Source organism: Pseudomonas sp. NPDC089741 (genome assembly GCF_044748825.1).
In the GTDB taxonomy this organism is placed as follows: Bacteria; Pseudomonadota; Gammaproteobacteria; order Pseudomonadales; family Pseudomonadaceae; genus Aquipseudomonas; species Aquipseudomonas helmanticensis.
Map to the genome: position 1 here is coordinate 1 of NZ_JBIVGT010000039.1, position 19,308 is coordinate 19,308.

The window sequence follows — 19,308 nt, forward strand, 5'->3', positions numbered from 1 at the left end:
GGCCACAGTGCGGGGCCGCTCGACACCCACACCGGCGACCCACGGGTGGCCCCACCCCCGGAACCCAGACAAAAGCTGATCAGCCAAGGTCATAAGGTCACTGTGCAAACCGGCGCCGGCGTTAAAGCCAGTGTGGTCGACAGTGCCTATGAAGCGGCAGGCGCAACCATTGGCAGTGCCAATGACGCGTTTGCCGCCGAGCTGATTCTCAAAGTGGTCGCCCCAAGCGATGCCGAACTGACGCTGATCAAGCGCGGTACGGTGCTGGTGGGCATGCTCAACCCGTTCAACAACGAAACCATCGCGAAGATGGCCGAATGCGGCATTACCGCGTTCGCCCTCGAAGCGGCGCCGCGCACCTCGCGCGCGCAGAGTCTCGATGTGTTGTCGTCGCAGGCGAACATTGCCGGCTATAAGGCTGTGTTGCTGGCCGCTCACCACTATCCGCGATTCATGCCGATGCTGATGACCGCTGCGGGCACCGTGAAAGCGGCGCGCGTGCTGATTCTCGGCGCCGGCGTGGCTGGATTGCAGGCGATTGCCACGGCGAAACGCCTTGGTGCAGTGATCGAAGCGTCCGACGTGCGTCCGGCGGTGAAAGAGCAGATCGAATCCCTCGGCGCCAAGTTCGTCGACGTGCCTTACGAGACCGATGAAGAGCGTGAATGCGCCGTCGGTGTCGGCGGTTACGCGCGGCCAATGCCGGCGAGCTGGATGCAGCGTCAGGCCCAGGCTGTGCATGAGCGCGCCAAGCAGGCTGACATCGTCATCACCACCGCGCTGATTCCGGGCCGCAAGGCGCCGACGCTGTTGAGCGCCGACACCGTGGCGCAGATGAAACCAGGCTCGGTAGTCATCGACCTCGCCGCGGCTCAGGGTGGCAACTGCCCGCTGACCGTGGCTGATCAAGTCGTGATCGAGAATGGCGTGACCATTTGCGGCCCGACCAATCTGGCCGGTGAAGTCGCTGCAGACGCTTCGGCACTGTACGCACGCAACCTGCTGGACTTCCTCAAGCTGGTGTTCACCAAAGAAGGCCAGTTCGACGTCAACCTCGAAGACGACATCGTCGCCGCGTGCCTGATGTGCCGCGACGGCCAAGTCATCCGCAAAAACGCCTAAGCAGGGATTCAGACGATGGAAGAGCTTATCTCCCCCGGTATCTACAACCTGATCATCTTCGTGCTGGCGATTTATGTCGGTTACCACGTGGTCTGGAACGTTACACCTGCGCTGCACACGCCATTGATGGCAGTGACTAACGCCATCTCGGCAATCGTGATCGTCGGCGCCATGCTCGCGGCCGCACTGACCGTCACGCCGCTGGGCAAAACCATGGGCACCCTCGCCGTGGCGCTGGCTGCGGTCAACGTGTTCGGTGGCTTCCTGGTCACCCGCCGCATGCTTGAGATGTTCAAGAAGAAAGCCCCGAAAGTAAAAGAAGAGGCGCCGAAGTAATGAGCATGAATCTCGTCACGACGCTCTACCTGATCGCGTCGATCTGTTTTATCCAGGCCCTCAAAGGCCTGTCGCACCCGACCACCTCGCGGCGCGGCAACCTGTTCGGCATGCTCGGCATGGCGTTGGCAATTCTTACCACCGTCGGCCTCATCTATAAGTTGGGCGCCGAGCTGGCCACTGCCGGCATCGGTTACGTCATCGTCGGCCTGTTGGTCGGCGGCACGGCCGGTTCGATCATGGCCAAGCGCGTTGAAATGACCAAGATGCCGGAACTGGTCGCCTTCATGCACAGCATGATCGGCCTTGCGGCAGTGTTCATCGCTATCGCGGCGGTGGTTGAACCGCAATCGCTGGGTATCGTTAAACAGCTCGGCGACTCGATCCCGACGGGCAACCGTCTGGAGCTGTTCCTCGGCGCAGCCATCGGTGCGATCACCTTCTCCGGTTCGGTGATTGCGTTCGGTAAGCTCTCGGGCAAGTACAAGTTCCGGCTGTTCCAGGGCGCACCCGTACAGTTTGCTGGTCAGCACAAGCTCAACGCAGTATTGGGTCTGGCCACGCTCGCTCTCGGCCTGACCTTCATGTTCACCGGTAACCTCACTGCGTTCGCGCTGATGCTGGCGCTGGCCTTCGTGATGGGTGTGCTGATCATCATCCCGATCGGTGGTGCCGACATGCCGGTGGTGGTGTCGATGCTTAACAGCTACTCGGGCTGGGCGGCGGCGGGTATCGGCTTCTCGCTGAACAACTCGATGCTGATCATTGCCGGTTCGCTGGTGGGTTCGAGCGGTGCGATCCTCTCGTACATCATGTGCAAGGCGATGAACCGTTCCTTCTTTAATGTACTGCTCGGCGGTTTCGGCAACACGGCAGATGCTGGCCCTGCCGGTGCGAAAGAAGCCCGTCCGGTGAAATCCGGTTCCGCTGACGACGCGACTTTCCTGCTGACCAACGCCGACACCGTGATCATCGTGCCGGGTTATGGCTTGGCAGTAGCGCGTGCACAACATGCGCTGAAAGAGCTGACCGAGAAGCTGACCCACCGTGGCGTGACCGTGAAGTATGCGATTCACCCGGTAGCGGGCCGTATGCCAGGGCATATGAACGTTCTGCTTGCCGAGGCCGAAGTGCCTTACGACCAGGTGTTCGAGATGGAGGACATCAACTCCGAGTTCGGCCAGGCCGACGTGGTGCTGGTGCTCGGCGCGAACGACGTGGTCAACCCGGCCGCGAAGAACGATCCGAAGTCGCCGATTGCCGGCATGCCGATTCTCGAAGCGTTCAAGGCCAAGACCATCATCGTCAACAAGCGCTCGATGGCCAGCGGCTATGCCGGCCTGGACAACGAACTGTTCTACCTGGACAAGACCATGATGGTGTTCGGCGACGCGAAGAAAGTCATCGAAGACATGGTCAAAGCGGTCGAATAATTCCCCGCTGCAACACCGAACGCCCCGACTTGTCGGGGCGTTTTTGTTTGCGCAAACAGTCGGACAATTTGCCGCGTTGTTGCAGATCCGGTAACGGTGTTTTACTTGAAACCCGCTGAATAGACGCCTCGTTTGCGACCTTGGTAGCGGGACAGGCGCCCGTCAAATTCACTAGACTGCGCATCCTGCTACTCGCTTCCCGAGATAATAATCCATGTACCGTGACCGTATTCGCCTGCCTTCGTTGTTGGATAAAGTGATGAGCGCCGCCGACGCCGCCGCTCTGATTGAGGACGGCATGACCGTCGGCATGAGCGGTTTCACCCGTGCCGGCGAAGCCAAAGCCGTCCCTCACGCACTGGCCGAGCGCGCCAAGGTCACGCCGCTGAAGATCAGCCTGATGACCGGCGCCAGCCTGGGCAACGACCTCGACAAGCAATTGACCGAAGCCGGCGTACTGTCGCGACGCATGCCATTCCAGGTCGACAGCACTTTGCGCAAGGCGATCAACGCCGGCCAGGTCATGTTCATCGACCAGCATCTGTCGGAAACCGTTGAGCAACTGCGCAACCAGCAACTGAAGCTGCCGGACATCGCGGTCATCGAAGCCGTGGCCATTACCGAGCAAGGCCACATCGTGCCGACCACGTCGGTGGGCAACTCGGCGAGCTTCGCGATCTTCGCCAAACAGGTGATCGTCGAGATCAATCTGGCGCACAACGCCAACCTCGAAGGCCTGCACGACATCTATATCCCGACTTATCGTCCGACGCGTACGCCGATCCCGCTGGTAAAAGTCGACGACCGCATTGGCAGCACGGCGATTCCGATTCCGCCGGAGAAGATTGTCGCCATCGTCATCACCCAGCAGCCGGATTCGCCATCCACCGTGTCGTCGCCTGACGTCGACACCAATGCCATCGCCGATCACTTGATCACGTTCTTCAAGCAGGAAGTCGACGCCGGGCGCATGACCAACAAGCTCGGCCCGTTGCAGGCGGGGATCGGCAATATTGCCAATGCAGTGATGTGCGGCCTGATCGATTCGCCGTTCGAAGACCTGACCATGTACTCCGAAGTGCTGCAGGACTCGACCTTCGACCTGATCGACGCCGGCAAGCTGAGTTTTGCTTCGGGCAGCTCGATCACTTTGTCGGAGCGCCGCAACAGCGATGTGTTCGGTAATCTGGAGAAGTACAAGGACAAACTGGTGTTGCGTCCGCAGGAGATCTCCAACCACCCGGAAGTGGTACGTCGCTTGGGCATCATCGGCATCAACACGGCGCTGGAATTCGACATCTACGGCAACGTCAACTCCACCCACGTCTGCGGCACGCGGATGATGAACGGCATCGGCGGCTCCGGCGATTTCGCCCGCAACGCGCATCTGGCGGTGTTCGTGACCAAGTCGATCGCCAAGGGCGGGGCGATTTCCAGCGTGGTGCCGATGGTCAGCCACGTCGATCACACCGAGCATGATGTCGACATTCTGGTAACCGAAGTCGGTCTGGCCGACTTGCGTGGTCTGGCGCCACGGGAGCGCGCGCGGGTGATCATTGATAACTGTGTGCACCCGGACTTCCGTCAGGCGCTGAATGACTACTTCACGGCAGCCTGTGCAATCGGTGGCCACACCCCGCACATCCTGCGCGAAGCGCTGAGCTGGCACATGAATCTGGAAGAAACCGGGCGCATGCTGGCGGTGTAATTCACACAGATAAACCGCTGATGCAAACACAGTTTGCGTCAGCGGAATCTCGCAAGCCTTCAGAACGACAAAAACTGTACTGCTGTACTGGTCACTTCCTACGGTATTTGCCTACCTTTTCGGACTAATCACGCCAAAACGCACCACGTTAGTGCAGACAGGTACAGTTTTCCCAATTTTGACCCGTACACCCCGTATAAACAGTTAACTGGTCACTCACAATACAGTTGAACTGTATCTAGAGAGACTAGGCAAACGAGAGGATCATGGGCACCAGTCAAACCACTACCTGATCCCGCCACAAGCGGAAGGATGTCAACCATGGAACGTATACTCAGTTCCGAACTGTTCTTCGAAGACAAAGCTGCAAAAAACCAGGCTTCCATGCCTCTGCGCGTTCTCGCCAACCTGATGTTGTGGCAGCGCCGCATCTCCAGCCGCCATCAACTGGCTCGTCTGGATTCGCGTCTGCTGGCTGATGCCGGTATCAGCGAAGCACAACGCTACGAAGAGCTGAGCAAGCCGTTCTGGCGCTAAGTAGCGTCGCTGGCTCTGGTCGTTAGACCCACCGCCAGCAACCCGAATTGAACAAACAAAACCCGTCGTGGGAAACCACGACGGGTTTTGTCGTTTGGCCCTTAAAAATCCAAACCAGTACAGTTAATATAAATTTAAATTAGACCATAACAATTGTAGGAGCTGCCGAAGGCTGCGATCTTTTGATCTTGAAAATCCAGACCAAAAGATCGCAGCCTTCGGCAGCTCCTACGGTTTTTCGTCTGGATGCTGGTTTGGCGAACGGATCTGAGCCTAGTATCCACACAGAACGTGGCGAATGTTGCGCAACAGGCGTCTGACTCCTCAGATACCGAGCCACCTCTCAATACGGTTTATCCACAGGAGTTACCCTATGTCCCGTCTTCGTCTGCTCAGCGCTGCCGCCCTGCTGGCCGTGGCTGCCAACGCCAGCGCCACCAGTTTCATCGTCACCACCGATGCCGTGGTTGGCGCATTGAAGTCTTCGTCTGACGCTACTTCCGACGTCACCTCGTCCTTCCGTGACGACAAAATCGTTTTGGCTGCCCGTGATGACGCCGCCAGCTTCGTTGCCAGCGAAGGCGAGATTCGTGGCGTGAAGCTGGAAAGCGCACTGGACCATATCCGTCACCAGGCACCACAGCTGCAAGCGACTGACGCACAGCTGGCTCAGGCCATCCTGACGATCTAAACGCTGCAAGGCATTGCGGGACACGCCGGGCGTGTCCCGATGTTTCGGCGCTGGCTCTGGCCCGGGCATTGCGCTAGCCTTTGGGTTCGCCAACAGTTACCGAGTCCAATGCGCTTTCTTCCAAATCTGCTGATCCCTTCCTTATTGTTCACCGCCTGCTGGGCGACGTCGGTCGCTGCCTTTGATGCTTTCAATGCGTCGACACAAGGCACTGTCGTCAGCGGCTACGCCACCAGCATGGTGTCTTCAGCGCCTTTCGACCGTAAACTGTTGCTCGCCGCCCATGATGACGCGGCAGCATTTGTGGCCACGGAGGGTGAATGGCGAGGCGCCCGGCTGGAATCGGCGCTGCATTACCTGCGCAAAACCCGGCCGAAACTTCATGTCAGCGACCTTGAACTGGCAGAGGCAATTCTCGTCCAATAGTTATCCCAGTCCCTGGTCATCTTTCCCTCCGGAGTCGTTCCATGCGTAGCCCGCTGATTGCTGCCGCCCTTGGCCTGTTTTTGTTGGCCGACGTGGCCCAGGCGCACACCCTGGTAGCCACCAGTAACATCATCGTTCGTGCCTCCCAGCGCACCATCGATTTCACTTCCGACACCACCACCTCGATTCGCGACTCGAAGATCATCCGCGAAGCCCACGACGACGCCGCCAGTTTCGTCGCCACCAACGGCGATATCCGTGGCGCGCATCTTGAAGCCGCACTCAACACCTTGCGCACGCGCGTGCCGGAAGCGCGCGACGCCAGTGATCAGGTACTCGCCGAAGCCATTCTCGCACTGTGAAGTCACTCGGCGCCTGGCTCCTGGCCGGGGCACTGTTGCTGCTTGGCAACAGCGCCCACGCCAGCCTGCAATTACGGCTCAAGACCGCCGGTCTGAGCCCCGCCCAACAACAGGCCAGTCAGGCGCTGATCGATGAGGCCATGCAGAAGCTGCCGCCGAGCTTTATCGAGCGGCTGGATCGACGCATTGATGTCGGCTGGACCGACGACATGCCCGCCAATGCCTACGGCCAGGCCACGCTGGTTTCCGAACTCGATCTGAATCGCAAACTGCTCGCCAGCCTCACCGACGGCAGCGCGGCGACAGAAAAAACCAATCGCCCCCACGGCACTGTGCGCCAGGAACTGCTCGCCACGGTGCTGCACGAAATCACTCATATTTATGATCGAGCGCGCCTTTGGCCGAGTAGCGAGCGCACGCTGATCCAGCGCTGCACACGCCGCTTCAACAGCGCCGGGCTGATTGGCATCCCCGATGAATGCCGTGGCCAGAACGGCCGGCGCTTCACCCTCAGCGATGACCCGCGCCTGCTCGACCTCGCCGGTTGGCAGCAATACGTCGGTCGCCGGGGCGAGCGCGAGCAACACAACCGACAGATCGCCCGCAGCCCGGATTTGTACGAGATCTCCAGCCCGAAGGAGTTCGTCGCGGTCAACATGGAGTATTTCCTCCTCGACCCGAGCTACGCCTGCCGACGTCCGGCGCTGTATCGCTATTACCAGCAACACTTTGGCTGGGCGCCGACGGCCAAGGACACTTGCAGCAAGACCTTCGCGTTTTTGAACGCGGGCAACGACTTTGCCAAGCAACCCCTGGGACAAGTCGATCCGGAGCGAGTCTACGCCGTTGATTACCTGCTGGCCGAGGCCAATCAGAACTGGGTCAGCCGTTGGGGCCACAGCATGTTGCGCCTGGTGATCTGCGCGCCGGGACGTCCGCGTGGCCCGGATTGCCGTCTCGACCTGGATCAGCATCTGGTGTTGTCGTATCGCGCGTTTGTCGGCGATGTGCAGTTGTCGAGTTGGGACGGACTGGTCGGCAAATACCCGTCGCGGCTGTTCGTCCTGCCATTGGCTCAAGTCATCGACGAATACACCAAGACCGAACTGCGCAGCCTTGCCTCGGTGCCGCTGAACCTGTCACGCGATGAGATCGAAGGCGTGGTCGAGCACGCGGCAGAGATGCACTGGAGCTACGACGGCAACTACTTCTTCCTCTCCAACAACTGCGCGGTAGAAGGTCTGAAGCTGTTGCGCAGCGGTAGTGACAACAGCCAGTTCGTCGGACTGGATAGCATCATGCCCAACGGCTTGCTGGAAGTTATGAAGGGCCGTGGTCTGGCGGACACCAGCGTGTTGGATGATCCGAAAGAAGCGCTGCGCCTGGGTTATCGCTTCGACTCGTTCCGCGATCGCTATCAAGCAATGTTCGATGTGTTGAAGAAGCAACTGCCGATCAAACAGACCACCGTCGAGGAATGGCTATCGCTGAAGGCCGAAGAGCGCCGCGAGTGGTTCGAACGTGCGGATCTGCGCACCAGTGCGGCATTGCTGTTGCTGGAGCAGGCCAGTTACAGGCGCCAATTGCTGCTGGCACAGGACGAGGTCAAGCAACGCTACCTCGGCGCGCGCGAGCTGGAAAACGGCGGCATGGACAAGGCCAACGCGACCCTGCAGGAAATCCTCGCCAACAGTGGGTTCCTCAGTCGCCCGGCAGAGTTGCTCGATAGCCGTGGTTACGGTTTACCGCAACCGAGCGAATTCAAGCGACTGGAAGATGAAAGCAGCCAGCGGCAGAAGAAGTTGCTGGTGCTTTCCGGGGATCTGGACGCAGAAGTGCGTAAGTTGCTGGAGCCCAAGCGCGCTGCGGAGATTGCCGCCAGTGAGGAGAACGTGAAGCAGATTGGCGCGCACTTGCGCAAATTGCACAAAGCCTCGGGCGGCCTGGAACTGCCCTGAGACTGAGCCTGATTGCATACCTTGTGGCGAGGGGATTCATCCCCGTTGGGTCGCGAAGCGGCCCCAAAATCAGCGAACCCGGTCAATCAGATAAACCGCGTCCGCTGGACTGCGACTGCTGCGCAGCCGAACGGGGATAAATCCCCTCGCCACAGGTGATGTGTGTCAGATCAATAGAGGACACCATCCAGAATTTCGTAGACGATCCCGGTGCCCACCGCGATCAGCACGATATCGCCCCCGGCACGGCGCCACTCGTAACCCGGATACACCGGCAAACGACCCAACGCGCGATTGTCCAGACGCTCGCCGTAATACCCGTGCGGCAACGGTCGGCCACGCTCCAGATGAATCCCCGGAGGCGGCGGCGCCCCGCGGACAAAGTAGCCATGATTGTCGCGAATGGTCTGGCGCACCGGCCCGAAGTCGTGCGGTGGCGGGCCGCCACGGTGATCGTTTGGCGGGCCACGGTGATCGTCGCGATGGTCATTACCATGATTGTCGTACTGGCCCTGCTGCGGGCCGCCGTGGTCGTGATCATCGCGCTGATCGGCGCTGGCCAGCAGCGGTGTCGCACTGATCAACAGCACGCCCAATCCGGCCATCAGACGTTTCGGCATTTTCATCGGGTCTTTCCTCACGGCACAAACAGCAAAAAGGGCCTCAGAACGATGTTCTGAAGCCCTCGGTCTTGCTCATTTAGTCTGTGCCGCGAGGCGCTAATTCCTCTGTATCAGGAACTTTACCTTCAGCTGACACGGGCCTTACGCACGCCTTCGGAGAGTGCCGAGCACAGGCTCAACACGCCGTCGATGGCCTGAGCTGGCGTCGCTGCATTGGCGATGTGATCGATCAGCGCCGAGCCCACCACCACACCGTCGGCCAGACGCGCGATGGCCGCTGCCTGCTCCGGCGTACGGATGCCGAAACCGATGCTGATCGGCAGATCGGTATGACGACGCAGACGAGTGACCGCCTCTTCGACATGCTCCAGCGTTGCGGCGCCAGCACCGGTCACACCGGCCACCGACACGTAGTAAACGAAACCGGAACTGCCATTGAGCACTTTCGGCAGGCGTGCATCGTCAGTGGTCGGCGTGGTCAGACGGATGAAGTCCAGACCGGCAGCCTGCGCCGGGTCGCACAACTCAGCATTGTGCTCAGGCGGCATGTCGACCACGATCAGACCGTCAACGCCGGCCTCTTTCGCGTCAGCGATGAAACGTGGCACACCGTACATGTGGATCGGATTGAAGTAGCCCATCAGCACCAGCGGCGTGTCGCTGTTGCCTTCGCGGAATTCGCGAACCATTTGCAGGGTTTTCACCAGGTTCTGTTTGGCGCCCAAGGCACGGATGTTCGCCAACTGGATCGCCGGGCCGTCGGCCATCGGGTCGGTGAAGGGCATGCCCAGCTCGATCACGTCGGCGCCGGCACCCGGCAAACCTTTGAGAATCGCCAGCGAGGTGTCGTAGTCCGGATCACCGGCGGTGACGAAGGTCACCAGCGCGGCGCGGTTCTGTTCTTTTAGGTCGGCAAAACGCGTTTGCAGGCGGCTCATCAGTGTTTCTCCTGCTTAGACTGTTCCATGTGATGCATGACGGTCTGCATGTCTTTGTCGCCACGGCCCGAGAGGTTGACCACCATCAGGTGATCCTTCGGCAGCTTCGGTGCACGTTTGAACACTTCAGCCAGAGCGTGGGCGCTTTCCAGTGCAGGAATGATCCCTTCCAGGCGGCAGCATTTGTGGAACGCGTCCAGCGCTTCGTCGTCTGTCACCGAGGTGTACTGAACGCGGCCGATGTCATGCAACCAGGCGTGTTCCGGGCCGATGCCCGGGTAGTCGAGGCCGGCGGAAATCGAGTGGGCGTCGATGATCTGGCCATCGTCGTCCTGCAGCAGGAAAGTACGGTTGCCGTGCAACACACCCGGAACGCCGCCATTCAGGCTCGCCGCATGCTTGCCGGTTTCAATGCCGTAACCGGCCGCTTCAACACCGATGATTTCAACGCTCTTGTCGTCAAGGAACGGGTGGAACAGGCCCATCGCGTTGGAACCGCCACCGATGCACGCCACCAGGCTGTCCGGCAGACGACCTTCCTGAGCCTGCAACTGATCGCGGGTTTCCTTGCCGATAACGGCCTGGAAGTCGCGAACCATCGCTGGATAAGGGTGCGGGCCGGCCACGGTGCCGATCAGGTAGAACGTGCTGTCGACGTTGGTCACCCAGTCACGCAGCGCTTCGTTCATCGCGTCTTTCAGGGTGCCGGTACCGGCAACCACCGGAATCACTTCAGCGCCCAGCAGTTTCATGCGGAAGACGTTGGCCTGCTGACGTTCGATGTCAGTGGTGCCCATGTAGATCACGCAATCCAGACCGAAACGTGCGGCGACGGTGGCAGTCGCCACGCCGTGCATGCCGGCGCCGGTCTCGGCGATGATGCGTTTCTTGCCCATACGCCGCGCCAGCAGGATCTGGCCGATGCAGTTGTTGATCTTGTGCGCGCCGGTGTGGTTCAGCTCTTCGCGCTTGAGGTAAATCTTCGCGCCGCCGCAGAATTCGGTCAGGCGCTCGGCGAAATACAGCGGGCTCGGACGTCCGACATAGTCGCGCTGGAAGTAGGCCAATTCTTCTTTGAATGCCGGATCTTCCTTGGCCGTTTCGTATTCGCGGGCCAGATCGAGGATCAACGGCATCAGGGTTTCAGCCACGTAGCGGCCACCGAACGAGCCGAACAGGCCATTATCGTCCGGACCGTTACGCAGATTGGAAGTGTTCGAAGTCTGGGTCATGAGTCGCTCCAGGTGAATTCGGGTCAAAAGACAATGACGACCACTCTACCCCTGACGATCCAGGCTGAAAACCGATAAGATCGCCACAACCTGTCAGGAAAACTCACAGATATCATGAGCCACGACCTTCCCCCGCTGAACGCCTTGCGTGCGTTCGAAGCCACCGCCCGGCTGAACAGCGTCAGTCAGGCCGCCGAACAACTGCACGTCACCCATGGCGCGGTCAGCCGGCAGCTCAAAGTGCTGGAGGAGCACCTCGGCGTCAGCCTTTTCGTCAAGGATGGGCGCGGCTTGAAACTCACAGATGCCGGCCTGCGTTTGCGCGATGCCAGTGGCGAGGCGTTTGATCGGTTGCGCAGCGTTTGCGCAGAACTCACGCAAAGTACGGCGGACGCCCCGTTTGTCCTCGGTTGCTCCGGCAGCTTGCTGGCGCGCTGGTTCATTCCGCGTTTGAGGCGATTGAATGCAGATCTGCCGGACTTGCGCCTGCATCTGTCGGCCGGAGAAGGCGATCTTGATCCTCGGCGACCGGGGCTGGATGCCTTACTACTGTTCGCCGAGCCGCCGTGGCCAGCGGACATGCAGGTTTACGAACTGGCCGCAGAACGCATCGGCCCGGTCATGAGCCCATTGTTCAGCGGCTATCAACGCCTGCAAATCGCGCCAGCCTCAGCGCTGCTCAATGAGCCTTTATTGAATACCACTTCACGCCCCCAAGCCTGGCCAAGTTGGGCGCAGCAGAATGACCTCGATGCCAAAGCATTGAAGTTGGGCCAAGGTTTCGAGCATTTGTATTATTTGCTTGAAGCAGCAGTCGCAGGCCTCGGCGTGGCAATCGCGCCAGAACCGCTGGTGGCTGAAGATTTGAAGGCCGGTCGCCTGGTTGCGCCATGGGGTTTCTGTGAAACCCCGGCGCAACTGGCGTTGTGGCTACCCAAACGCGCCGCAGACGGGCGCGCCCGGCAACTGGCGCAATGGCTCAAGAACGAGCTACGCCAGAGCAATTACTCGCCGCGTTTGAACAGCAGATAAGCCGCGAGCAGACCCAGTGCACCGACTGCCACACCGGCCGTCGTCCACGGATGTTCCTGCGCGTAATCACGGGTGGCGATGCCGGTTTCGCGGGTTTTGACTTTGACTTCTTCATAGGCATCGGTCAGCAGATGACGCGAATGTTTCAGCGCGCTTTCAGCATTGCTTTTCAGCGCCTTGAGGGTCTTGCGCGACTCGTCCGAAGCGTCGTCCTTCAGGCTTTCCAACGACTTGAGCAGACTCTCGATCTCGGCTTCCATGCTTTGCAACGAGGCTTTACGTAAAGAGGTGTTGGCCATGGTGGCTCTCCTGCATTGGTGATGAGTGGCGTGTGTTGGTTGGGACTTCAGCGGTTTGAGAAAGTGCAGAAAATCTGAACTTCGCCTGCGCAGCGTCACCGAAATCAACAGTGCAGATTCACTGCTAGTCTCAATTCCACACGCCAAGGAGATCGCCATGAGTGACCATCACACGTACAAGAAAGTCGAGCTGGTCGGTTCGTCGCCCAGCAGCATTGAAGACGCCATCAACAACGCGCTGGCCGAAGCCCACAAGAGCATCAAGCATCTTGAGTGGTTTGAAGTGGTCGACACCCGTGGCCACATCAAGGACGGCAAGGCCGCGCACTTTCAAGTGACGTTGAAAGTCGGTTTTCGCATTGCCAGTAGCTGAGTTTGGTCTACGCTTCTGAACTTGCGCGCTGGCCGAGTGCCATAGGAATGGCAAAGCGCTACAGGGTGGCTGCATCGGGTCAATCCCCGGTGCCCGCCTCTTTTAATCCGACCAGGGAGTGCGACCGATGAAGAAGTTCATGTTGGCAGTAGGTTTGTTGAGCCTTGCGGGTGGTGCGTTTGCTGCCGGCAAGCCATGTGAAGAGCTGAAAAGCGAGATTGCGGCGAAGCTGGATGCCAAGGGCGTTTCCGGGTATTCGCTGGAGATTGTCGATAAGGGCGCAGCAGCCGACAGCAAAGTCGTTGGCACCTGCGAAGGCGGTACCAAGGAAATCGTCTACAAGCGCGGTTGATCGCGTGTGAAATACAAAAAGCCGACGTGAAGGCGTCGGCTTTTTTGTGTCCGGGATTTGAGATTTTTGGTGGTTATGAAATCGAATCCCCCTCACCCCAGCCCTCTCCCCCAAGGGGGCGAGGGGAAAGGGAGCAGATCGGGGGCTGTTCAGACCGTGAGTTCGACTCGATTTTTCAGGTCGATGTATCTCGAACATTCAACCCGGTCAGTCCCCTCTCCCTCCGGGCGGTCCGACGTTTCGGGAGGGCTAGGGTGAGGGTGCCTTTCGGCTTTTCAGCCCTTCATGACCTGCGCGAGCAGTTCGTAGGAGTGCACGCGATCAGCGTGCTCATACAAATCACTGGTAAAAATCAGCTCATCCGCCTGCGTCTGCTCAACCAACACCTCAAGCTTGGCGCGGATCTTCTGCGGGCTGCCAACCATCGCCAGACCGAGGAAATCGCCCACCGCCTCGCGTTCATGCGGCAACCACAGGCCGTCCATGGTTTTCACTGGCGGACGCTGCACCAGGCTCTGTCCACGCATCAGCGCCAAAATGCGCTGATACACCGACGTCGCCAGGTAATCGGCGTGTTCATCGGTATCCGCTGCCACCAACGGAACACCGAGCATCACGTACGGCTTGTCGAGCACCGCCGACGGTTTGAAGTGATTGCGATAGACGCGGATCGCCTCATGCATGAAACGCGGGGCGAAATGCGAGGCAAAGGCGTAGGGCAAACCGCGTTCACCGGCCAACTGCGCACTGAACAGACTGGAACCGAGCAACCAGATCGGCACATTGGTGCCCGTGCCCGGCATCGCGATCACACGCTGATCCGGGGTACGCGGGCCGAGGAAGCGCACCAGTTCGGCGACGTCTTCGGGGAAATCGTCAGCGCTGCCGGAGCGTTCGCGGCGCAGCGCACGAGCGGTCATCTGATCGGAGCCCGGCGCGCGGCCAAGACCCAGATCAATCCGTCCCGGATAAAGACTTTCCAGCGTACCGAACTGCTCGGCAATCACCAGCGGCGCATGGTTAGGCAACATAACGCCACCGGAGCCGACACGAATGGTCGACGTGCCGCCCGCCAGATAACCCAGCAAAACCGAGGTCGCCGAACTGGCGATACCGTCCATGTTGTGGTGTTCCGCCACCCAGAACCGCGTGTAGCCGAACTTCTCGACGTGCTGTGCCAGGTCCAGCGAATTGCGCAGCGACTGCGCCGGGCTGCCGTTTTCGCGCACCGGCACCAGATCGAGGGTGGAAAACTTTACGTCGGACAATTGCTTCATAAACCTGCGTCTCCGAGTGAGGAGGCAGGTTTTTCTTGCGAACGAAAACCTGCCAAATCCATAAGCGTGTTTTGTGCAATGAGGGCATATACCCGAGTTTCAATAGTGGCGGCGAAATTTCCTACTAAAAAAGTCAACGATTCAGTCCGGCTGAACTTTGTTCCGCCGTCTATCCTCAGAAGCCTTGCAAGCAAAAACCACGACGGTGCGGCGTTTCCGCGCCAGATCTTGAGGAGGCAGACATGGCTATCGTGAAGAAAGCATCCGCACATTGGGCAGGCGATCTGAAAACCGGCATCGGCTCGATCTCCACCGAAACCGGTGTCCTCAGAGAAGCACCCTACGGCTTCAAAGCCCGCTTCGAAGGCGGCAAGGGCACCAACCCGGAAGAACTGATCGGCGCGGCGCATGCCGGCTGTTTCTCCATGGCGTTTTCGATGATTCTGGGCGATGCGGGGCTCAAGGCCGACAGCATTGATACCCAGGCTGAAGTCACGCTTGACCAGGTTGACGGCGGCTTCGCGATTACCGCAGTGAAGCTGATCCTCAAGGCGAAAATCCCTGGGGCGACTCAGGCGCAGTTTGAAGAGTTGAGCAACAAGGCCAAGGAAGGATGCCCGGTGTCGAAGGTGCTGAATGCGAAGATTACGCTTGAGGCTTCGCTGGCCAGTTGATTCGACGCTGAGCGGTCTGACGCTATCGCGAGCAGGCTCACTCCTACAATTGATCTCCAGCGGTCACAATTTTTGTGAACAACGAAGATCCCCTTTAGGAGTGAGCCTGCTCGCGATAGCCATCTGCAGATCGCCCAAGGTTTGAAACCTTCAGCACAACTTGTGAGCGAAGTCAGAACCCTCGCTGTAAAAATATGGTCGAATAAGTGACAGCAGCTTCAGCGCACGCCCGTGCGCGCTGCCTCAGGGAGCTTCACTCATGAAACGTATTGGCTTGGCGATCCTCTGCAGTGCACTGGCCACCTCGGTTATGGCGGCACCCAAAGACTGCGAAGAACTGAAAAAAGAAATCGAGATCAAGATCCAGGCCAACGCCGTGCCGTCCTACACGCTGGAAATCGTCAGCAAGGAAGAGGCCGACAAGCACGACGTGGCGATGGTAGTGGGCACCTGCGAATACGGCACTAAAGCGATCATCTATCAAAAGAACGACAGCTGAGCCATCTCAGTTGATGCAGTTGTAGTCATGATCCTCGGCGACGATTTCACGCTTGCCGTTGTACAGCCGGGCACTCGGGGTGAACGCCAGCGAACGCCCTTCCAGCACATAACGCTGCCCCGCCTCGAAATGGTCGTAGCGAATGTACAGGTAGCACAGGCGCTCTACCGGCCCGGTCATCAAACTGCCGCCACCGCCAAACACCTCAAAATCGAAGCGCACCCGCAACTCATGACTGCCGGGGGTGACCTGAAAGTAGCGCCCGTCATTCAGTCGTTGATTGTCGAGGCGCTCAGCCATCAGTAATTTGCCGCCGGGTGTCGGTGTCGCAAAGTCGACCCAGGCCATTTGCGGATCGACCGGGGGCAGCGGCGTCTGACAACCCGCTACAAGACTGGCAACGAGCAACAACAGCAACTTGCGCATGATGAATATCCACAGATCCGGATACTCAGCATAGCGCCGATCAAGTGCGCTGACAGCCTGCCGGCGTGCCCTGACCGACCACTTTGCGCTGCTCGTCATAAAGCTTGGCCCACGGTCGGAAACCGATACTGCCAGCCTGCAATTGATAACGCTGGCCGGCATTGAAGTCCTTGAATTTCACACTCAACTGGCAATCGCGCCACAGCGGCTCGGCATCGGGACCGATGTTGGTCGCCTCGACGGGAAATTGATAACGAACCTTCAGCTCATGGCTGCCGGGCTGCACTTCGAAGTAGCGTTTATCGCTGGTCACCTGGGTATCGACTTGCAGCGCTTGCAGCGCCGTGTCCTGTTGCCGTGCATCGAGATCGATCCAGGCTTGCGAAGGGTCAGGATCGGGGATTCCGAAATTGGCACAACCGGCCAGTGTCAGCAGGCCCCCTGTCAGCATCAACGTGCGCATAGCGGTGCTCCTTTAGGCGAGATAGTCTTGCGAAAAGACTCTCCGGGGATTTCTTATTTTGATCAGGCCGTTTCCAAGCCTTGGGTTACTTGATCGCGTTTTTCGGGTTTTGTTTCCGGGTGTGATGTTTTTGTTGCTCAACGGTTGCGTCAGCGTGAGCTATTACAGCCAGTTGGCCAGCGGTCAGCTGCAATTGCTGCGCGCGCGTGAGCCGGTGGAAAAAGTCATCGCCGACCCACACCGCGATGCGAAATTGCGCGCGCACCTGGCTCAGTCACAAAAGGCCCGTGCGTTCGCCAGCGAGCAACTGCACTTGCCGGATAACCAGAGCTACCGCCTGTACGCCGACATTGGCCGGCCGTTCGTGGTGTGGAACGTGTTCGCCACCGCAGAATTTTCCCTGACGCCGCAAAACCATTGCTTCCCGATTGCCGGTTGCGTGGCCTATCGGGGTTACTACAGCCAGAGCGCGGCGCGCGGTGAAGCGGCGATCCAGCGCTTGCAAGGCATGGACGTGTCGATTGGCGGTGTCGAAGCCTATTCGACGCTGGGCTGGTTCAACGACCCGATCCTCAACTCGATGCTGGGCTGGGGCGATGAACGCCTGGCCACGCTGATCTTTCACGAACTGGCGCATCAGCGTTTTTATGTGAAGGACGACACCGAATTCAACGAATCCTTTGCCACGTTTGTCGAGCAGGAAGGCACGCGGCAGTGGCGAGCATTTCGCGGGTTGCCGGCGGATGCCAACGCGCGATTGCAGCAGCGTGATCAGTTCATCGAATTGGTCCTCGCTACCCGATCACGGTTAGAGAAGTTGTATGCCCAACCTTTGCCGGCAGAGCAAATGCGTGAGCGCAAAGCGGCCGAGTTCGAGCAGTTTCGCCGGGATTATCGACTGATGAGGGACAGCCAGTGGGCCGGGGACAAGCGTTATGACGCTTGGGTGAATACGCCGTTGAACAATGCGCGGTTGCTGCCGTTTGGGCTGTATGACCAGTGGGTGCCGGCGTTTGCGGCGTTGTTTAAAAAGGTCGGGGGGGATTGGCTGAGGTTTTACGCTGAGGTTGAGCGGTTGGGTGGGTTGCCGGCGGCTGAGCGCAAGGCGGCACTAAGAGCGTTGGCAGATCCGGAAGGCTGAGGTGGCTGAAAGGGCGTCATCGCGAGCAGGCTCACTCCTACAGGGGAATGCGTTCCAAATGTAGGAGTGAGCCTGCTCGCGATAGCAATCTGATCAGCGCTGCAGAAATGCCCGATGCAACTCTTCCAGTGTTTCAAAGTGATAAGCCGGCGCCTCGGCATTCAACTCTTCAAAACTGCCAAACCCATACCCCACCGCCGCCGCATCCAACCCATTGCTGCGCGCACCGATCAGGTCATGCTTGCGGTCGCCGATCATCAGCGTGTTCGCCGGATCCAGCCCTTCTTCTTTCATCAGATGCGCAATCAACTCGACCTTGTTGGTCCGCGTGCCATCCAGTTCGCTGCCGTAAATCACTTTGAAGTGCCGGGCGAAATCAAAATGCCGGGCAATCTCGCGGGCAAATTCCCACGGTTTCGACGTGGCGATATACAGCTGCCGGCCTTGGCCACTGAGGGTTTCCAACAACGGCGTGACGCCATCAAACACGCGGTTTTCATACAGGCCAGTGACCTTGAAACGCTCGCGATAGAAATTCACCGCCTGCCACGCTTTCGCCTCGTCAAATTCATAAAACTGCATGAACGCCTGCAACAGCGGCGGGCCAATGAAGTGTTCGAGTTTGCTCAGATCCGGCTCATCGATGCCGAGCTTGGCGAGGGCGAACTGGATGGAGCGGGTGATGCCCTCACGCGGGTCGGTGAGGGTGCCATCGAGGTCAAACAATACGGTTTGGTAATGCATGGAAATTCCTGGGCAGGCGCAAATTCGATTCAGAGTGTGTCGTAGCCTTCGGCGAGATGCAGGTCCTTGAGCTTTACGTAATTGGCGGCGCTGTAGGTGAAGAAGGCTTTTTCCTTGTCGGAGAGCGGACGCACCTGCTTCACCGGACTGCCGACATAAAGGAAGCCACTTGCAAGGCGCTTGCCCGGCGGCACCAGGCTGCCGGCGCCAATGATCACGTCGTCTTCAACCACCGCGCCGTCCATGACGATGCTGCCCATGCCGATCAATACGCGGCTGCCGACGCTGCAGCCATGCAGCATGACTTTGTGGGCGATAGTCACGTCATCGCCGATCAGCAGCGGGAAGCCGTCGGGGTTGAACGGGCCGGCGTGGGTGATGTGCAACACGCAGCCGTCCTGCACGCTGGTGCGCGCACCGATGCGGATGCGGTGCATGTCGCCGCGGATCACGGTCAGCGGCCATACGGAGCTGTCTTCGCCGATTTCGACGTCGCCGATAACCACCGCCGAGCCGTCGACAAACGCGCCTTTGCTCAAGCGCGGGGTGTGATTCTGGTACTTGCGAACGGACACGATAATTTCTCTCTCTGTCGCCGATAGCTGCGGTGAATGCCGATTGTAATTAAGATGGTTGCATGTTTCCCCTGCCAAGGTGCCAAC

At 59.2% G+C, this 19,308-nt stretch carries 24 protein-coding genes; 15 read left to right on the top strand and 9 right to left on the bottom strand.

Annotated elements, in window-relative coordinates; genetic code table 11:
- The 9 genes from ACIPZE_RS25320 to ACIPZE_RS25360 all read left to right on the top strand — a co-directional run.
- The coding region (locus ACIPZE_RS25320; protein ID WP_400776047.1) for a Re/Si-specific NAD(P)(+) transhydrogenase subunit alpha at positions 1-1,122 on the top strand (1,122 nt) is incomplete at its 5' end.
- 15 nt (positions 1,123-1,137) lie between these two features.
- Positions 1,138-1,458, top strand: coding sequence for an NAD(P) transhydrogenase subunit alpha (locus tag ACIPZE_RS25325; protein ID WP_003187417.1), 321 nt, complete (start codon positions 1,138-1,140; stop codon positions 1,456-1,458).
- Positions 1,458-2,891: an NAD(P)(+) transhydrogenase (Re/Si-specific) subunit beta gene (locus ACIPZE_RS25330; RefSeq protein WP_016985542.1), complete on the top strand. Its 1,434-nt coding sequence runs from the start codon at positions 1,458-1,460 to the stop codon at positions 2,889-2,891. Before ACIPZE_RS25325 ends, ACIPZE_RS25330 begins: the two co-directional genes overlap by 1 nt.
- Before the next feature lie 214 nt (positions 2,892-3,105).
- Positions 3,106-4,599, top strand: coding sequence for an acetyl-CoA hydrolase/transferase family protein (locus ACIPZE_RS25335; protein WP_129387226.1), 1,494 nt, complete (start codon positions 3,106-3,108; stop codon positions 4,597-4,599).
- Positions 4,600-4,920: 321 nt separating this feature from the next.
- Positions 4,921-5,136: a DUF1127 domain-containing protein gene (locus ACIPZE_RS25340; protein WP_400776050.1), complete on the top strand. Its 216-nt coding sequence runs from the start codon at positions 4,921-4,923 to the stop codon at positions 5,134-5,136.
- A gap of 373 nt (positions 5,137-5,509) precedes the next feature.
- A complete protein-coding gene (locus tag ACIPZE_RS25345) occupies positions 5,510-5,827 on the top strand; it encodes a DUF2388 domain-containing protein (RefSeq protein WP_007911658.1) in 318 nt (105 codons plus the stop codon).
- Positions 5,828-5,935: 108 nt separating this feature from the next.
- Complete coding sequence (locus ACIPZE_RS25350) at positions 5,936-6,253, top strand: DUF2388 domain-containing protein (RefSeq protein ID WP_400776052.1); 318 nt, start codon at positions 5,936-5,938, stop codon at positions 6,251-6,253.
- Between the two features lie 41 nt (positions 6,254-6,294).
- Entirely contained in the window at positions 6,295-6,615 is a 321-nt protein-coding gene (locus ACIPZE_RS25355; protein ID WP_007911662.1) for a DUF2388 domain-containing protein, read from the top strand.
- Complete coding sequence (locus ACIPZE_RS25360; protein ID WP_400776055.1) at positions 6,612-8,573, top strand: DUF4105 domain-containing protein; 1,962 nt, start codon at positions 6,612-6,614, stop codon at positions 8,571-8,573. Before ACIPZE_RS25355 ends, ACIPZE_RS25360 begins: the two co-directional genes overlap by 4 nt.
- Before the next feature lie 170 nt (positions 8,574-8,743).
- Here ACIPZE_RS25360 and ACIPZE_RS25365 read toward each other — a convergent pair whose 3' ends face one another.
- The 3 genes from ACIPZE_RS25365 to trpB form a co-directional block, all read right to left on the bottom strand.
- The gene (locus ACIPZE_RS25365; RefSeq protein ID WP_283438163.1) at positions 8,744-9,199 is read right to left on the bottom strand and encodes an anti-virulence regulator CigR family protein; all 456 of its coding nucleotides are present in this window, start codon (positions 9,197-9,199) and stop codon (positions 8,744-8,746) included.
- Positions 9,200-9,321: 122 nt separating this feature from the next.
- Complete coding sequence (gene trpA, locus ACIPZE_RS25370) at positions 9,322-10,134, bottom strand: tryptophan synthase subunit alpha (RefSeq protein ID WP_283438164.1); 813 nt, start codon at positions 10,132-10,134, stop codon at positions 9,322-9,324.
- Positions 10,134-11,366, bottom strand: a complete 1,233-nt coding sequence (gene trpB, locus ACIPZE_RS25375) for a tryptophan synthase subunit beta (protein ID WP_400776058.1) — start codon at positions 11,364-11,366, stop codon at positions 10,134-10,136. The genes trpA and trpB overlap by 1 nt, the downstream gene beginning before the upstream one ends.
- Positions 11,367-11,480: 114 nt before the next feature.
- Here trpB and ACIPZE_RS25380 point away from each other — a divergent pair, with 114 nt between their 5' ends.
- Complete coding sequence (locus ACIPZE_RS25380) at positions 11,481-12,398, top strand: LysR family transcriptional regulator (protein ID WP_400776060.1); 918 nt, start codon at positions 11,481-11,483, stop codon at positions 12,396-12,398.
- Here the strand turns inward: ACIPZE_RS25380 and ACIPZE_RS25385 are convergent.
- Positions 12,371-12,697 carry a YqjD family protein gene (locus ACIPZE_RS25385; protein ID WP_129387205.1) on the bottom strand — a complete coding sequence of 109 codons (327 nt, stop codon included), beginning with the start codon at positions 12,695-12,697 and terminating at the stop codon, positions 12,371-12,373. The two genes, ACIPZE_RS25380 and ACIPZE_RS25385, sit on opposite strands and share 28 nt — an antisense overlap.
- A 157-nt stretch (positions 12,698-12,854) precedes the next feature.
- Between ACIPZE_RS25385 and ACIPZE_RS25390 the strand changes: the two genes are divergently transcribed.
- Positions 12,855-13,070, top strand: a complete 216-nt coding sequence (locus ACIPZE_RS25390) for a dodecin (protein ID WP_129387202.1) — start codon at positions 12,855-12,857, stop codon at positions 13,068-13,070.
- Between the two features lie 127 nt (positions 13,071-13,197).
- Complete coding sequence (locus ACIPZE_RS25395; protein ID WP_400776064.1) at positions 13,198-13,422, top strand: DUF1161 domain-containing protein; 225 nt, start codon at positions 13,198-13,200, stop codon at positions 13,420-13,422.
- Between the two features lie 275 nt (positions 13,423-13,697).
- On the opposite strand, the gene ACIPZE_RS25400 is transcribed toward ACIPZE_RS25395, so the two are convergent.
- A complete protein-coding gene (locus tag ACIPZE_RS25400; RefSeq protein ID WP_400776067.1) occupies positions 13,698-14,699 on the bottom strand; it encodes an LLM class flavin-dependent oxidoreductase in 1,002 nt (333 codons plus the stop codon).
- Between the two features lie 242 nt (positions 14,700-14,941).
- On the opposite strand from ACIPZE_RS25400, the gene ACIPZE_RS25405 reads away from it, so the two are divergent.
- Together ACIPZE_RS25405 and ACIPZE_RS25410 are read left to right on the top strand one after the other, a co-directional pair.
- Entirely contained in the window at positions 14,942-15,373 is a 432-nt protein-coding gene (locus tag ACIPZE_RS25405; RefSeq protein WP_283438168.1) for an OsmC family protein, read from the top strand.
- Between the two features lie 259 nt (positions 15,374-15,632).
- Positions 15,633-15,872: a DUF1161 domain-containing protein gene (locus tag ACIPZE_RS25410; protein ID WP_129387190.1), complete on the top strand. Its 240-nt coding sequence runs from the start codon at positions 15,633-15,635 to the stop codon at positions 15,870-15,872.
- A gap of 6 nt (positions 15,873-15,878) precedes the next feature.
- Here the strand turns inward: ACIPZE_RS25410 and ACIPZE_RS25415 are convergent, their stop codons facing one another.
- Both ACIPZE_RS25415 and ACIPZE_RS25420 read right to left on the bottom strand, forming a co-directional pair.
- The gene (locus ACIPZE_RS25415) at positions 15,879-16,298 is read right to left on the bottom strand and encodes a hypothetical protein (protein ID WP_283438169.1); all 420 of its coding nucleotides are present in this window, start codon (positions 16,296-16,298) and stop codon (positions 15,879-15,881) included.
- 40 nt (positions 16,299-16,338) lie between these two features.
- A complete protein-coding gene (locus ACIPZE_RS25420) occupies positions 16,339-16,761 on the bottom strand; it encodes a hypothetical protein (RefSeq protein WP_283438170.1) in 423 nt (140 codons plus the stop codon).
- A 58-nt stretch (positions 16,762-16,819) separates the two neighbouring features.
- Here ACIPZE_RS25420 and ACIPZE_RS25425 point away from each other — a divergent pair, with 58 nt between their 5' ends.
- The gene (locus tag ACIPZE_RS25425) at positions 16,820-17,902 is read left to right on the top strand and encodes an aminopeptidase (protein ID WP_400776071.1); all 1,083 of its coding nucleotides are present in this window, start codon (positions 16,820-16,822) and stop codon (positions 17,900-17,902) included.
- Positions 17,903-17,995: 93 nt separating this feature from the next.
- On the opposite strand, the gene ACIPZE_RS25430 is transcribed toward ACIPZE_RS25425, so the two are convergent.
- Together ACIPZE_RS25430 and ACIPZE_RS25435 are read right to left on the bottom strand one after the other, a co-directional pair.
- Positions 17,996-18,646 (bottom strand): HAD family hydrolase, encoded by a 651-nt coding sequence (locus tag ACIPZE_RS25430; RefSeq protein WP_400776073.1) that lies wholly within the window; start codon positions 18,644-18,646, stop codon positions 17,996-17,998.
- Between the two features lie 29 nt (positions 18,647-18,675).
- Positions 18,676-19,221 carry a gamma carbonic anhydrase family protein gene (locus ACIPZE_RS25435; RefSeq protein WP_400776076.1) on the bottom strand — a complete coding sequence of 182 codons (546 nt, stop codon included), beginning with the start codon at positions 19,219-19,221 and terminating at the stop codon, positions 18,676-18,678.
- Positions 19,222-19,308: the final 87 nt, after the last annotated feature.

What these genes read in the sequence shown, in the direction of transcription:
- ACIPZE_RS25325 (WP_003187417.1), top strand. Translation starts at nt 1,138, where the DNA reads ATGGAAGAGCTTATCTCCCCCGGTATCTACAACCTGATCATCTTCGTG.
- ACIPZE_RS25330 (WP_016985542.1), top strand. Translation starts at nt 1,458, where the DNA reads ATGAGCATGAATCTCGTCACGACGCTCTACCTGATCGCGTCGATCTGT.
- ACIPZE_RS25335 (WP_129387226.1), top strand. Translation starts at nt 3,106, where the DNA reads ATGTACCGTGACCGTATTCGCCTGCCTTCGTTGTTGGATAAAGTGATG.
- ACIPZE_RS25340 (WP_400776050.1), top strand. Translation starts at nt 4,921, where the DNA reads ATGGAACGTATACTCAGTTCCGAACTGTTCTTCGAAGACAAAGCTGCA.
- ACIPZE_RS25345 (WP_007911658.1), top strand. Translation starts at nt 5,510, where the DNA reads ATGTCCCGTCTTCGTCTGCTCAGCGCTGCCGCCCTGCTGGCCGTGGCT.
- ACIPZE_RS25350 (WP_400776052.1), top strand. Translation starts at nt 5,936, where the DNA reads ATGCGCTTTCTTCCAAATCTGCTGATCCCTTCCTTATTGTTCACCGCC.
- ACIPZE_RS25355 (WP_007911662.1), top strand. Translation starts at nt 6,295, where the DNA reads ATGCGTAGCCCGCTGATTGCTGCCGCCCTTGGCCTGTTTTTGTTGGCC.
- ACIPZE_RS25365 (WP_283438163.1), bottom strand. Translation starts at nt 9,199, where the DNA reads ATGAAAATGCCGAAACGTCTGATGGCCGGATTGGGCGTGCTGTTGATC.
- trpA (WP_283438164.1), bottom strand. Translation starts at nt 10,134, where the DNA reads ATGAGCCGCCTGCAAACGCGTTTTGCCGACCTAAAAGAACAGAACCGC.
- trpB (WP_400776058.1), bottom strand. Translation starts at nt 11,366, where the DNA reads ATGACCCAGACTTCGAACACTTCCAATCTGCGTAACGGTCCGGACGAT.
- ACIPZE_RS25380 (WP_400776060.1), top strand. Translation starts at nt 11,481, where the DNA reads ATGAGCCACGACCTTCCCCCGCTGAACGCCTTGCGTGCGTTCGAAGCC.
- ACIPZE_RS25385 (WP_129387205.1), bottom strand. Translation starts at nt 12,697, where the DNA reads ATGGCCAACACCTCTTTACGTAAAGCCTCGTTGCAAAGCATGGAAGCC.
- ACIPZE_RS25390 (WP_129387202.1), top strand. Translation starts at nt 12,855, where the DNA reads ATGAGTGACCATCACACGTACAAGAAAGTCGAGCTGGTCGGTTCGTCG.
- ACIPZE_RS25395 (WP_400776064.1), top strand. Translation starts at nt 13,198, where the DNA reads ATGAAGAAGTTCATGTTGGCAGTAGGTTTGTTGAGCCTTGCGGGTGGT.
- ACIPZE_RS25400 (WP_400776067.1), bottom strand. Translation starts at nt 14,699, where the DNA reads ATGAAGCAATTGTCCGACGTAAAGTTTTCCACCCTCGATCTGGTGCCG.
- ACIPZE_RS25405 (WP_283438168.1), top strand. Translation starts at nt 14,942, where the DNA reads ATGGCTATCGTGAAGAAAGCATCCGCACATTGGGCAGGCGATCTGAAA.
- ACIPZE_RS25410 (WP_129387190.1), top strand. Translation starts at nt 15,633, where the DNA reads ATGAAACGTATTGGCTTGGCGATCCTCTGCAGTGCACTGGCCACCTCG.
- ACIPZE_RS25415 (WP_283438169.1), bottom strand. Translation starts at nt 16,298, where the DNA reads ATGCGCAAGTTGCTGTTGTTGCTCGTTGCCAGTCTTGTAGCGGGTTGT.
- ACIPZE_RS25420 (WP_283438170.1), bottom strand. Translation starts at nt 16,761, where the DNA reads ATGCGCACGTTGATGCTGACAGGGGGCCTGCTGACACTGGCCGGTTGT.
- ACIPZE_RS25430 (WP_400776073.1), bottom strand. Translation starts at nt 18,646, where the DNA reads ATGCATTACCAAACCGTATTGTTTGACCTCGATGGCACCCTCACCGAC.